General features: G+C 66.1%; 10 protein-coding genes. All 10 read left to right on the top strand.

Going from position 1 to position 14,072, the window contains the following annotated elements:
* Nucleotides 1-84 precede the first annotated feature (84 nt).
* Nucleotides 85-2,958, top strand: coding sequence for an Hsp70 family protein (locus tag M2375_RS09720; protein WP_259165545.1), 2,874 nt, complete (start codon nt 85-87; stop codon nt 2,956-2,958).
* 143 nt (nt 2,959-3,101) lie between these two features.
* The gene (locus M2375_RS09715; RefSeq protein ID WP_259165544.1) at nt 3,102-4,121 is read left to right on the top strand and encodes a tripartite tricarboxylate transporter substrate binding protein; all 1,020 of its coding nucleotides are present in this window, start codon (nt 3,102-3,104) and stop codon (nt 4,119-4,121) included.
* Entirely contained in the window at nt 4,114-5,208 is a 1,095-nt protein-coding gene (locus M2375_RS09710) for a P1 family peptidase (protein ID WP_259165541.1), read from the top strand. Before M2375_RS09715 ends, M2375_RS09710 begins: the two co-directional genes overlap by 8 nt.
* A gap of 4 nt (nt 5,209-5,212) precedes the next feature.
* A complete protein-coding gene (locus M2375_RS09705) occupies nt 5,213-6,031 on the top strand; it encodes a M55 family metallopeptidase (protein WP_259165540.1) in 819 nt (272 codons plus the stop codon).
* A 67-nt stretch (nt 6,032-6,098) separates the two neighbouring features.
* Nucleotides 6,099-7,391, top strand: coding sequence for a nitrate regulatory protein (locus M2375_RS09700; protein ID WP_259165539.1), 1,293 nt, complete (start codon nt 6,099-6,101; stop codon nt 7,389-7,391).
* A 320-nt stretch (nt 7,392-7,711) separates the two neighbouring features.
* Complete coding sequence (locus tag M2375_RS09695; protein ID WP_259165538.1) at nt 7,712-9,010, top strand: CmpA/NrtA family ABC transporter substrate-binding protein; 1,299 nt, start codon at nt 7,712-7,714, stop codon at nt 9,008-9,010.
* A gap of 97 nt (nt 9,011-9,107) precedes the next feature.
* On the top strand, nt 9,108-9,989 hold the full coding sequence (gene ntrB, locus M2375_RS09690) for a nitrate ABC transporter permease (protein ID WP_259166062.1): 882 nt from the start codon (nt 9,108-9,110) through the stop codon (nt 9,987-9,989).
* Nucleotides 9,986-10,819 carry an ABC transporter ATP-binding protein gene (locus M2375_RS09685; protein ID WP_259165537.1) on the top strand — a complete coding sequence of 278 codons (834 nt, stop codon included), beginning with the start codon at nt 9,986-9,988 and terminating at the stop codon, nt 10,817-10,819. The genes ntrB and M2375_RS09685 overlap by 4 nt, the downstream gene beginning before the upstream one ends.
* A gap of 305 nt (nt 10,820-11,124) precedes the next feature.
* The gene (gene nirB, locus M2375_RS09680; protein WP_259165536.1) at nt 11,125-13,617 is read left to right on the top strand and encodes a nitrite reductase large subunit NirB; all 2,493 of its coding nucleotides are present in this window, start codon (nt 11,125-11,127) and stop codon (nt 13,615-13,617) included.
* A 23-nt stretch (nt 13,618-13,640) separates the two neighbouring features.
* Nucleotides 13,641-14,069, top strand: coding sequence for a nitrite reductase small subunit NirD (gene nirD, locus M2375_RS09675; RefSeq protein WP_259165535.1), 429 nt, complete (start codon nt 13,641-13,643; stop codon nt 14,067-14,069).
* Nucleotides 14,070-14,072 lie beyond the last annotated feature (3 nt).

Below are 14,072 nucleotides of genomic sequence, written 5' to 3'. Positions count from 1 at the left end.
ACAGCCTAGGTCTTTGCAAGAATTGTTACGATTCACCTACCCGGCCATCCTTGGCCGGGTTTTTGCCGTCTCGCTTGGCCGTTTATGAATTCCTCGTCTCCCTCCTATGTCATTGGTATCGATCTGGGCACCAGCCACACGGTGGTGGCCTATGCGGCCCTGACGGCGACAGGTGACGAGATTGCGCTGCTGACCATTCCCCAACGCAGCAGCGCGGGAGAGGTACAGGCGCAGACCTTGCTGCCCTCCGTGCGCTACCAGGCGACAGCCGATGAGCTGGGCGATGCCTGGCAGCAGCCTTGGCCGCCGCAAGGCGCGAGCGACGACGCACCTGCGGTGGTCGGCCGCTGGGCGCGTGACCTGGGCACAGCGGTGCCCAACCGCCTGGTCGCCAGCGCCAAAAGCTGGCTGTCGCACACGGGGGTGGACCGCAGCGCGGCCATCCTGCCCTGGGGCGCGGGCGATGAGGTGGCCAAGATATCGCCCCTCGCGGCATCGGCCTCGTACCTGGCCCATGTCAAGGCAGCCTGGGAAGAGGCGCATCCAGAGGCGCCGCTGAGCGCCCAGATCGTGGTGCTGACGGTGCCGGCCTCGTTTGACGAGGGCGCGCGCGTATTGACCCTGGAGGCTGCCCAACTGGCGGGCCTGCCCCAGGTGCATCTGCTCGAAGAGCCCAAGGCCGCTTTCCACGACTGGCTGGTATTGCAAGGCGAGCAACTGGCTGCGCAGCTGGCAGACAGCCGGCTGGTGCTGGTGCTGGATGTGGGTGGTGGCACGACAGACCTGACCTTGATCCAGGTCGAGCCCGCTGCCGATGGCGGCCTGCCCAGCCTGACGCGCACTGCCGTGGGCGAGCACCTGATGCTGGGCGGCGACAACATGGACCTGGCCCTCGCCCACCAATTGGAGCCCCAGTTTGCGCCCGAGGGCCAGCGCCTGCCCGCCGCCCGTTTTGCGCAGCTGGTGCAGCGCTGCCGCATCGCCAAAGAGCAGTTGCTGGCCGCCGATGCGCCTGAGCAGGTGGCGGTAACCCTGCTGGGCGGGGGCAGCCGGCTGCTGGCGCAAAGCAAGACCGCCAACCTGAGCCGCGCCCAGGTCCAGCAATGGGTGGTTGAAGGATTTTTACCGCTGGCCGAGCGCAGCGCGGTGCCCAGCAAACGCCAGGGCGCCTTGCGCGGCTTTGGCCTGCCATACCCGGCGGATGCGGCCATTACCCGGCACTTGGCGCAGTTTTTGGCGCAGCACGCGGGCAGTGGCGCGGCGCAGGCGCTGCCCGATACCGTGCTGCTCAATGGCGGCGTGTTCCATGCGCATGCGGTGGTGGAGCGGCTTGAGCAGCAGCTGTCGGCCTGGCGCGGCCAGCCGCTGCGCGTGCTGCACAACCCGCACCCCGACTGGGCGGTGGCCCGGGGCGCAGCCGCCTATGGCCTGACCCGCTTTGCGCCCGAGCCTGAACCAGCCGCAGCGGTACCCGCAACAACGGATGCTGCAGTGCCGCCTGCCGCCAGCCTGCGCAGCCGTTTGCCGCAGATTGGCGGCGGTTCGGCGCGCAGCTACTGGCTGCTGCTGCCCGGTGCCAAGGGTTCAGCACCCCAGGGCCTGTGCCTGCTGCCACGCGGCACGCAAGAAGGGGTGCGGATTGTTTTATCGGGCCGGCGCTTTGCACTCAAGCTCGGCCAGGCCGTGCGCTTTGATCTGCTGGCCAACAGCCTGCCCAGCCTGCCTGCCCAAGCGGGGCAACTGGCAGCGTTGCAGGGGGAAGGTTGGGTAGAGCTGCCGCCACTCGCCACCGTGCTGCCGGCACCCGAGGGCCACCACAAAGCCCAGATCGAGGTGCAACTGCAGGCCAGCATGACAGAGGTTGGCACCCTGGAGGTGCGCTGCCTGGCGGTCGATGACCCGAGCCAGTCTTGGCTGCTGCCGCTTAGCCTGCGCGGCGCAGTGCAGGCGGTGGATGACAGTACCGCCCACAACGACACCGCTGAAGACGAGCGCGCCAGCGCGCGCCGGGAGCAGGCCATTGCGCAGATCGACCGAATTTTTGGCAACCAGGCGCAGGCGGTGGATGCCAAGGAAGTACGCCAGCTGCGCCAGGTGCTGGAGCGGCTGCTGGGCCCGCGCACGAGCTGGGACCTGGCACTGCTGCGGGCCATGTTTGATGCGCTGCTGGCGCGTGCCAAGCGCCGCCGCCGCACGCCCGAGCACGAACGCGCCTGGCTGAACCTGGCCGGCTGGTGCCTGCGCCCGGGCCTGGGCGCGCAGCTGGATGCCTGGCGGGTGGAGCAGGTCTGGGCGCTGTACCCGCAAGGCCTGGGCCATGGCAAGGAGCCGGGCAACTGGACGGAATGGTGGGTGTTCTGGCGCCGGGTGGCTGCGGGCCTGAACGAGGCGCAGCAGATGGAGCTGCTGGAAGACGTGGCCGGCCATATGCAAAAAACCGTGCAGCAAACCGCCCGCAAGCGCGCCGATGGCGCTGGTGGCAAAAGCAGCCATGGCAGCTATGACGACATGCTGCGCCTGTTTGCCGCGATGGAGGCTGTCCCCTGGCAGTACCGCCAGGAGATGGGCCAGTGGATGCTGCAGCGCTTGAAGCGCGAGGGCGAAACGGTGCAGACCTGGTGGGCCATTGGCCGCCTGGCCGCACGCCAGCCGATGGCCGCCAATGCCCACCTCGTCATGCCGCCTGCCGCTGCGCAGGAGTTTGTGCAGGCCACCCTGGCCCAGGACTGGCGCCGCAACGAGACCGCCATGTTTGCCGCGCTGCAAATGGCCCGCATGACCGGCGACCGCGCCCGCGATCTGCCCGATGCGCTGCGCACGGAGGTGCTGGACAAGATGCGCAGCAGCGGCGCGCCGGAGCGCTGGATCGCGATGGTCAGCGAGGTGGTCGCCATGGATGCCGAAGACCAGCAACGCAGCCTGGGCGACAGCCTGCCGCCCGGCCTGGCATTGCTGTAGGGCGCGTATTTGGGCGCTGGCCTCTGCTGCCATCGCGATGCATGGGCGCGCCCGGCGCAGCATTCTGCCCCCCGGCCAGTGCAACAATGGCGGCTGCGCCGCGCGGGATTGCCGGCCTATGCCCCATTACTGGAGATATTGCGATGATGTTTGACACGACCACCCCTTCCGCTTGCTTGCCGCGCCGTGCTGCGCTGGCTGCGGCACTGACCGCAGTGCTGGCAGGTGGCGTGCTACCCCAGGCCTGGGCACAAGGCAGTGCTGCCAGCAGCGCCAACTGGCCGGGCAAACCCATCACCTTTGTCGTGCCCCAGGCGCCCGGCGGCGCCAATGATGTGATCGCCCGCGCCGTCGCCCAGGGCCTGGGCCAATCGCTGGGCCAGCCGGTGATTGTGGAGAACCGGGCAGGCGCCAATGGCAATGTGGGCACCAGCCAAGTCGCCCGCAGCGCGGCCGATGGCTACACCTTTTTGGTGACGGCGCAAAGCGCCTACACCATCAACCCGGCGCTCTACAGCACGGTGCCGTTTGACCCGATCAAGGACTTCACGCCGGTGATGCAGCTGGCAGTTGCCCCCTACCTGCTGGTGGTGAACCCGAACTTTCCGGCCAAGAACCTGGACGAGCTGGTGGCCTATGCCAAGCAGCACCCGGGCAAGGTGGAGTACGCATCGGCCGGCAATGGCACCTTGAACCATTTGCTGGGCGAGATGCTGAAAAAGCAGAAGGGCATTGATCTGCTGCATGTGCCTTACAAGGGCGCATCGGCCGCCGCTACCGATGTGGTGGCTGGCCAGTTGCCGATGACCTTTGGCAGCTTTCCCGGCGTGATGCCGTTTGTCAGCAGCGGCAAGCTGCGGGTGCTGGGCGTGGCCTCGGACAAGCCCACGCAGCTGGCGCCCGAGATCACCCCGCTGGGCAAGGGCCTGGCTGTCACCAGCTGGTACGGGCTGTTTGCGCCGGCCGGCACGCCCGATACCGTCGTCGTGCGCCTGCATGCCGCCATCACCAAGGTGCTGGCCACGCCGGTGATGGCCGAGCGCTTGAAGAACCTGGGCGCTGAATCGGTGATCTCGACACCGCAAAGCTTCAAGGCCAGCCTGCCGGCCGAGCTGGCCTACTGGAAGCAAGTGGTGCAGGACTCGGGAGCGCATATTGACTGAGCCCCAAGACGCGGCGCTGCTGGCCGCTTGCAGGCAATTGCCCGTCGTCGGCCTGCTGCCTGCGGGCCCGCGCAATGCCATCACCGATGTGGCGGGGCTGCGCCTGGGCCACTGCACCGTGGCCGATGGCGATCTGCAGACCGGCGTCACGGTGCTGATCCCGCCAGTGGACAACCCGTTTTTGCACAAGCTGCCTGCGGGCCTGGCCGTTATCAACGGCTTTGGCAAGAGCGCTGGCCTGGTGCAGCTGGCCGAGCTGGGCCAGATCGAAACCCCGATTGCGCTGACCAATACCTTTGGCGTCTCAGCCATCGTGCAGGCGCAGATTGCGCAGTGCATTGCCGCCAACCCCGAATGCGGACGCAGCCTGCCGACGGTGAATGCGCTGGTGCTGGAATGCAATGACGGCTATTTGAGCGATATCCAGCGTATGGCCATTGGCCCGGCGCACTACCAGGCGGCGCTGGACAGTGCATCGCCCGAGGTGGTGCAGGGCGCGGTGGGCGCGGGGCGGGGCATGTCGGGCTTTCAGCTCAAGGGCGGCATCGGCAGCGCATCGCGCCAGGTCGTTGTGGGCGAAGAGCGCTATACCGTGGGCGCGCTGGTGCTGGCCAATATGGGCAGGCTGGCAGATCTGCGCTGGGGCGGCCAGGCGGTGGGCGCGGCGCTGGAGCGGCGCCTGCAGGCCAAGCTGGCCGCTGGTGAGCTAGCTGGCACCGCAGTGGGTGACGGCGTCGACAAAGGCAGCATCATCATGCTGCTGGCCACCGATGCACCGCTGGACAGCCGCCAGCTCAGCCGCGTGGCGCGGCGTGCCGCTGCCGGCCTGGCCAATACGGGCTCCTGCTACGGCCATGGCAGCGGCGATATTGCGCTGGCGTTTTCTACCGCCTACACCCTGCCGGCCGATGCGGCCGCGCCCATGCCGGCGCTGGCCATGCTGCATGAAGCGCAACTGGACCCGCTGTTCCGCGCGGCGGCCGATGCAGTGGAGCAATCCATTTTGAATGCGCTATGGCATGCCCTGAGCGTGCAAGGGCGTGACGGCCACCAGCGCTGGGGGCTGCAAGAACTGTGCAAGGACTGAAGCGATGAAAGTACTGATTTCTGTCGATATCGAAGGCGTGGCCGGTGTCTACCACCCCGAGCAGGTGCGCGCGGGCAACCCCGAGTACGAGCGCGCGCGCCGCCTGATGGCCCAGGAGGCGAATGCCGCCGTCGAAGGCGCTTTTGCTGCCGGCGCGCTGGAGGTCTATGTCAATGACTCGCATGGCGGCTTTCGCAATATGCCGCCCGATCTGCTCGATGCGCGCGCCCAGGTCATCCAGGGCAAGCCGCGCTACCTGAGCATGGTGGCTGGTGTGGAGCTGGGCCTGGATGCCGTCTGCATGGTGGGCTACCACTCGCGCGCACAGGGCCGGGGTATTCTGGCCCACACCATCAACAGCTTTGCCTTTGCCAGCATCCACATCAATGGGCAAGAGGCCAGCGAGGCCAGCCTTTACGGCGCCTTGGCAGGGGCCTATGGCGCGCCGGTGGTGATGCTGGCGGGCGACGATGTGCTGCGCGAGGAGAACCAGGCGATCTTCCCCCATGCGGTGTTTGTGCAGACCAAGCGCGCCACCGGCCAGGGCAGCGGCATCAGCCTCTCGCCCGAGCAGGCGCAGCAGGCCATCCGCGCCGGGGCAGAGCAGGGCCTGGCCGGGCGTGCCCGCTGCCAGCCACTGCAAACCCCCAGCCCGGTGCAAGTACAGATTGCGGCCACCTCGCCGGGCATGGCCGATCTGTTCTGCCAGTGGCCGACCCTGGAGCGGGTCGATGGCCGCACGGTGCGCTTTAGCGCGCCGGACATTGAATCGGCCGTGCGCATGACCAACTGCCTGTCGGCCATGTCCAGCATGCTGCGCTGAGCGAGGCACGAGCCGGCATGGCATGAAACCTGCTGGGGATAGCGCTCAACATCGGTGGTGCGCGTTTATGAAGTCTTCCCTGCATTTTCTGGTCGCTGCCCGCCAGCATGAGATGGCTGCGCTGGAACAGCTGGGCAAGGCCTGCGCGCTGGTGGTGGCCATGTCGGGCCTGGTGCATGCGCTGCAAAAGGAGCGCGGGCTGTCGAACATGGTGCTGGCCAGTGGCGGCGCGCAGGGCACCGAGCTGCTGGCGCCCCAGCGGCTGCAGGTGGATGCGCAGATGGCCAACGTGCGCGATGAGTTGGACCGGCTGGGCCCGCACCCCTCCGGTGCCAGCGGGGCGCGGCTGTGCAATGCCATTGCCTATACCTTGCAAGGCGTGGCGGCCCTGCCTGCGCTGCGCGCCCAGGTGCAGGCCGGGCGGCTCACACCGCCCGCTTGCACCGATGCCTTTGCGCGCCTGATTGCCGGCTGCCTGGCCGTTGTCTTTGAGGCGGCGGACAGCGCCAATGAGCCGGAGATATCGCGCATGCTGGTCGCCTTGTTCCACCTGATGCAGGGCAAGGAGCTGGCCGGGCAGGAGCGCGCCTGCGGCACCAGCGCCTTTGCCTCGGGCCAGCTGCAGCCCCCCGCCCGGGCGCAGTGGCTGCACCTGATCGAATCGCAGGAGCGCTGTTTTGAGGTATTTGCCAGCCTGGCCACCGCCAGCGTGCTGGTGCTGTGGCAGGCCCATGTGGCGGGCGACACCGACATGGCGGCGGTGGAGCGCATGCGCCGCGTGGCCCATACCGCCGCCGGCTGCCGCCTGAGCCGCAGCGGCAGCGCCGACTGGTTTGCCGCCTGCAGCCACCGGCTCGATGCCTTGCATGGCGTGGAGACCTTGGTGGCGCAGGAGCTGCAGGTGCTGTGCCTGCACAAGCTGCAGGCGCAGCAGCAAGCACTGGCGGCCTTGCAGGCGTTGCCGCCGGGTGCTGAACCTGCAGAAGCGGGGGCAGAGGGCAGGGAAGGCGGCATGGCTTTTTTTGAAGCCTCGGCACCGCCCGATGCCTGGTCGCTGGATGCCGTGGGCGCGCCGGCGCTGGGGCGCGATATCTTGTCGCTGGTGCAGCAGCAATCACAGCACCTGCAGACCATGCAGAGCCAGATCCACGAGGCCAAGACCGCCCTGCATGAACGCAAGACCCTGGAGCGCGCCAAGGGCCTGCTGATGGCCCAGCACCAGCTCAGCGAGAGCGATGCCTACCAGCTGCTGCGCCAGACGGCGATGAACCAGAACAAGCGCATGCTGGAGGTGGCCGAGGCGGTGCTGGCGATGGCGGCCTTGGTGCCCGCCGTGCCTGCCGCCAACGAACGCCGCTGATCCTGTCCTCTAAAACACGCTCCGCGCACCAAAGCATGGCAGCCGTCGGGCAGCCAGCTGCTGCAATGCACCATTGCAGGGATCGGGCTGCGCTTGGGGGGCTGGCGCAGGCCTGCTCTCCAGAGGGAAGCACTGAAATTTCTTGAATTGGCATGGAATATGCAAAGACTTGGTTAACCAGGCCAAAGGCGGCCTGTTTCCGGTAATCGCGAGTTATTTCGGGACAACGGCGTCCCTTTCCTGATGGTGCAGACCCTCAGCGAAAGGACGCCGTTTTTTGTTTTTGGAACTTGCAACGCTTTCGATGGAGTCCGACCAGCATGACGATACGCCCCACCACCACCGATGCAGCCCCCGCCACCGAGGCCTTGCCGGCCGCTGCGCCCCAGGCCGGCCGCCGCCAGTTTTTGCGCCACGGCGCCCAGGCAGCGGCCGCTACCTTTGTCTACGGCGCGCTGGGCCACCAGGGCGTCTGGGCGGCGGGCTCGGATGCGCCCGAGAAAAAAGAGGTCAACATCGGCTTTATCCCGCTGACCGACTGCGCCAGCGTGGTGATGGCCTCGGTGCTGGGCCTGGACCAGAAGTACGGCGTCAAGATCATGCCCAGCAAGGAAGCCAGCTGGGCCGGCGTGCGCGACAAGCTGGTCAATGGCGATCTGGACTTTGCCCATGTGCTCTACGGCCTGGTCTACGGTGTGCAGCTGGGCGTAGGCAGCCCGCAAAAGGACATGGCGGTGCTGATGACGCTTAACCGCAATGGCCAGGCGATTACCTTGTCCAAAAAGCTGGCGGACAAGGGCGCGGTGGATGCCGCCTCGCTCGCCAAGCTGATGGGCGCGGAAAAACGCGAATACACCTTTGCGCAGACCTTTCCGACGGGCACCCATGCGATGTGGCTGTACTACTGGCTGGCCAGCGCAGGCATCCACCCGCTGAAAGACGCCAAGGTCATCACCGTGCCGCCGCCGCAGATGGTGGCCAATATGCGGGTGGGCAATATGGATGGCTTTTGCGTGGGCGAGCCCTGGGGCCACCGCGCAATCATGGATGGCATTGGCATAACAGCAGTGACCACCCAGGACATCTGGCGCGACCACCCGGAAAAGGTGCTGGGCTGCACGCAGGACTTTGTCAGCCGCCACCCCAACACCGCGCGCGCCGTGACCATGGCCATTTTGGAGGCAGGCCGCTGGATCGATGCCAGCCTGCAGAACAAGCAAAAGATGGCCGAGACCATTGCCGGCAAGGCCTATGTGAACACCAGCGTGGATGCCATCAATCAGCGCATTCTGGGCCGCTACCAAAACGGCCTGGGCAAGACCTGGGACGACCCCAACCACATGAAGTTCTTTGCCGATGGCGAGGCCAGCTACCCCTATCTGTCCGATGGCATGTGGTTCCTCACCCAGCACAAACGCTGGGGCCTGCTCAAGAACCACCCCGACTACCTGGCCGTTGCCAAGAAGATTAACCAGACCGCCCTGTACAAGGAAGCGGCCGCGCAGCTGAAGATCGCCGTGCCCAAGTCGGACATGCGCAGCAGCCAGCTGATCGACGGCAAGGTCTGGGATGGATCGGACCCCGCCAAGTACGCCGACAGCTTTGTGATCAAAGCCTGATAAGGAGATCCCCATGCCCGCTGCATTGCGAGAGAGTGTTTCGCCCCTAACCACGCCCACCCCAGCCGAGCGCAAGGTGTTGTCCATCCATGAGCACATGGCGCGGAGTTTGCCCGTAGCGGTGGCTGCGGCGGGTAGTCCGCCTGCTGCGGCCGTACCTGCCGCTGCCAAGCGCGATCTGGCCGCCGTCTGGCAGCAGCGCTTTGGCGCGCTGGTGCAGAACCTGCTGCCTCCCGTGCTGGGCTTTGGCTTGCTGCTGGTGCTGTGGTCCATCGTGGCCCAAAGCAATCCGGCCATCCCCAGCCCGCAGGAGACTTGGGTGCAGGCGCAGGAGATCTTTCGCGACCCCTTCTACCGCAACGGCCCCAATGACCAGGGGGTGGGATGGAATGTGCTGGCCTCGCTGCAGCGGGTGAGCATCGGCTTTGGGCTGGCGGCGCTGGTGGGCATTCCGCTGGGCTTTGTCATTGGGCGTTTTGACTTTCTCTCGCGCATGTTCAACCCGCTGATCAGCCTGCTGCGCCCGGTATCACCGCTGGCCTGGCTGCCCATTGGCCTGCTGGTGTTCAAGGGTGCCAACCCGGCGGCGATCTGGACGATCTTTATCTGCTCGATCTGGCCAATGGTGATCAACACGGCAGTCGGCGTGCAGCGCGTGCCGCAGGACTACATGAATGTGGCCCGGGTGCTGAACCTGAGTGAGTGGAAGATTGCCACCACCATCCTCTTCCCTGCCGTGCTGCCCTACATGCTGACGGGTGTGCGCCTGGCAGTCGGCACCGCCTGGCTGGTGATCGTGGCGGCCGAGATGCTGACCGGTGGCGTGGGCATTGGCTTTTGGGTCTGGGACGAGTGGAACAACCTCAACGTCAAGAACATCATCATTGCGATCTTTGTCATCGGCGTGGTGGGCCTGCTGCTGGAATGGGCGCTGATCCGCCTGGCCACCGCATTCACTTTTGAGGAGGTCAAGGCATGACCATCAACCCCAGCCCCCAGGCCGCTGCCCCCAACGCCAAGTACATCGAGGTGCAGCAGGTGGCGCAAAGCTTCAAGACCGCCAAGGGCCTGTTCCAGGCGCTGCAGGGCATCAACCTGGAGATCGCCCAGGGCGAGTTTGTCAGCTTGATCGGCCATTCGGGCTGCGGCAAATCGACCTTGCTGAACCTGATTGCCGGGCTGGCCAGCCCCAGCGAAGGCACCTTGCTCTGCGCCAACCGCGAGATCAAGGGCCCCGGGCCGCAGCGCGCCGTCGTGTTCCAAAACCATTCGCTGCTGCCCTGGTTGACCTGCTGGGCCAATGTGCACCTGGCGGTAGAGCGGGTGTTTGGCGGGCGCGAGCGCAAGGCACAGTTGGCCGCCCGCACCGATGCCGCGCTGGCGCTCGTCGGCCTCACCCATGCAGCGCAAAAGCGGCCCGGCGAGATATCGGGCGGCATGAAGCAGCGCGTGGGCATTGCCCGGGCCCTGTCGATGGAGCCCCAGGTGCTGTTGATGGACGAGCCCTTTGGCGCCTTGGATGCCCTGACCCGCGCCAAGCTGCAGGATGAGCTGCTGGAGATCGTCGCGCGCACGCGCAGCACCGTCGTCATGGTCACCCATGATGTGGACGAAGCCGTGCTGCTGTCCGACAAGATCGTGATGATGACCAATGGGCCCGCCGCCACGATTGGCGAGGTGCTGACGGTACCGCTGGCCCGCCCGCGCAACCGCGTGGCGCTGGCCGAGGATGCGCAGTACCAGGCCTGCCGCAAGGCGGTGATCGACTTTCTCTACACCCGCCAGGTGCATGTGGAGAAGCTGGCCTGATAAATCCTGCTTAGCTAGCAACAGGCGCTCCACACGGAGCGCCTTTTTTGTGCACGCAAATGAGGCAGGGTGGCGCCAGTGTGGCACCGAGGCAGCACAAAAAATGTGCGCAGGCGATGCGCGGCTGCGGGCGCGCGTCGACAGCCAACTTGGTATGGAACTTGCATAGCTCTTGGCGTGGCCATGGCGGCCACCGGGCGGCAGTGCAAAGTGGCACCGCTGCCCAAAGACAAAGACGTCTCAGCGCGCATGCCTGGCATGCGGCGCCTAGACGTCTTTTTTTTGTGCTGCCCACGGGGAATACGATGAAAAAAATCAAGTTGGTCATGGTTGGCAACGGCATGGCCGGGGTGCGAGCGCTGGAAGAGCTGCTCGCCCTGGCGCCGGATTTGTACGAGATAACGGTATTTGGCGCAGAGCCGCACCCCAACTACAACCGCATCCTGCTGTCGCCGGTTCTGGCGGGCGAGCAGACCTTGGAAGACATCGTCCTCAACGACTGGCGCTGGTACGAGACGCATGGCGTGCGCCTGCACACCGGCTGCACGGTGCATGCGGTGGACCGCGCCCGCCGGGTGGTGCATGCCCGCAATGCCGATGGCGAGGCGATGACGGCCGACTACGACCGGTTGATTCTGGCCACGGGCTCCAACCCCTTCATGCTGCCGATTGCGGGCAAGGAGCTGCAGGGCGTGCTGGCCTACCGCGATATCGCCGATACCCAGGCGATGATCGATGCCGCTACCCGCTGGCGCCATGCGGTGGTGATTGGCGGTGGCTTGCTGGGGCTGGAGGCGGCCAATGGGCTGATGAAGCGCGGCATGCAGGTGTCGGTGGTGCATGCGGGCGAGTGGCTGATGGAGCGCCAGTTGGATGACCAGGCCGGGCAGCTGCTGAAGAAATCGCTGATCGAGCGGGGCATGCAGTTTTTTATGCAAGCCCAGACGCAGGAACTGCTGGGCAATGCCGAAGGCCGCGTGCGCGCACTGCGCTTTGCCGATGGCCGCGAGATCGACGCCGACCTGGTGGTGATGGCCGTCGGCATCCGCCCCAACACGGCGTTGGCCGAAGCCATGCACCTGCATGTGAACCGGGGCATTGTCGTCAGCGACACCATGCAGACCATCACCGACCCGCGCATCTACGCGGTGGGCGAGTGCGCGGCGCACCGGGGCATTGCCTACGGCCTGGTGGCGCCTTTGTTTGAGCAGGGCAAGGTGCTGGCCAACCACCTGGCCGAGCTGGGCATTGGCCGCTACCAGGGCTCGCTCACCTCGACCAAGCTCAAGGTCACCGGTATTGACCTGTTCTCGGCCGGGGACTTCCAGGGCGGGGAGGGCACCGAGCAGATTGTGCTGAGCGACCCCTACTCGGGCGTCTACAAAAAGCTGGTGATCAAGGAAGACCGGCTGGTGGGCGCCTGCCTGTATGGCGACACTGTTGATGGCAGCTGGTACTTCAAGCTGCTGCGCGAAGGCCGCAGCGTGGCCGATATCCGCGACAAGCTGATGTTTGGCGAATCCAACCTGGGCGATGCCGGCCACCAGGGCCAGAGCAAGGCCGCTGCGCTGGCCGATGGCGATGAGGTTTGCGGCTGCAATGGCGTGAGCAAGGGTGCCATCTGCAAGGCCATCAAGGACAAGGGTTTGTTCACCCTGGATGACGTGCGCAAGCACACCAAGGCCAGCGCCAGCTGCGGCTCCTGCACCGGCCTGGTCGAGCAGATCATCATGTTTACCGTGGGTGGGGATTATTCGGCATCGCCCAAGACCAAGCCCATGTGCGGCTGCAGTGACCACGGCCACCAGGCCGTGCGCGATGCCATCCGCACGCACCGCTTGTTGACGACGGACAGCGTGTTCCGCTTCATGGAATGGCGCACCCCCAATGGCTGCGCCAGCTGCCGCCCTGCTATCAATTACTACCTGATCAGCACCTGGCCCAAGGAGGCCCGTGACGACCCGCAAAGCCGCTTTATCAACGAGCGCAGCCACGCCAATATCCAAAAGGATGGCACCTACAGCGTGATCCCGCGCATGTGGGGAGGCGAGACCACGGCCGCCGAGCTGCGCCGCATTGCCGATGTGGTGGACAAGTACCAGATTCCCACCGTGAAGGTGACCGGCGGCCAGCGCATCGACTTGCTGGGCGTGAAAAAGGAAGACCTGCAAGGCGTGTGGAATGACATAGGCATGCCTTGTGGCCATGCCTATGCCAAGGCGCTGCGCACCGTCAAAACCTGTGTGGGCAGCGAATGGTGCCGCATGGGCACGCAGGACAGCACGCAGATGGGCAAGGACCTGGAGCGCGCGATGTGGCGCATGTATGCGCCGCACAAGGTGAAGTTTGCCGTCAGCGGCTGCCCGCGCAACTGCGCCGAATCGGGCATCAAGGATGTGGGCATCATCGGCGTGGATTCGGGCTGGGAGATGTACATCGGCGGCAATGGCGGCATCAAGACCGAGGTGGCGCACTTTCTGACCAAGCTCAAGACCGCCGAAGAAGTGCTGGAGTACACCGGCGCCTTTATGCAGCTGTACCGGCTGGAAGGCTGGTACCTGGAGCGCACGGTGCATTACCTGAACCGTGTGGGGCTGGACTATCTCAAGCGCCGCATTCTGGACGATGCGGCTGGCCGCCAGGCACTGTGGGCTGCGCTGCAGCAAGCGCTGGAAGGCGAGCCCGATCCCTGGTTCGAGACCGACAAGGCGGCCGTGGATCTGCGCCAGTTCCAGCCCCTGCAGGCACTGCCCGCACTGCCGGCCCTTTCTGCCCCCCTCACCACCGCCGGCGCATGATGCCGCGCCACCAGGAGTCCGATATGAATGAATGGATCACCATCTGCGCCATCGATGAGATTCCGGTGCTGGGCGCACGCCGCGTGGCCCGCGCCCAGGGTTTGGATGTGGCGCTGTTCCGCACCGCCAGTGGCGAGGTGTTTGCGCTGCTCGACCGCTGCCCGCACAAGGGCGGCCCCTTGTCGCAAGGCCTGGTGTTTGGCAGCAGCGTGGCCTGCCCCTTGCACAACTGGACGATTGCGCTGGCCACCGGCCAGGCCGCCGCCCCCGATGAGGGCTGCACACCGCGCTTTGCGGTGCGGCTGGAGGGCAGCGCGGTGCAGCTGCGCGCCGATGAGCTGGCCGGGCATGCGCTGGCGCAGACCCGGCCGCTGGCGGGGCCTGTGGGCCTGGGGCGCTGCGGTTCTGCCGCCTCCAGCTGCAGCCCGTCGCCATCCACCGTGGCCGCTTAAGGC

Source organism: Comamonas sp. BIGb0152, assembly GCF_024809975.1.
Lineage (GTDB): Bacteria > Pseudomonadota > Gammaproteobacteria > Burkholderiales > Burkholderiaceae_C > Comamonas.
Note: the sequence above shows the minus strand (reverse complement) of the source record. Positions and strands in the feature narration are given on the sequence as shown.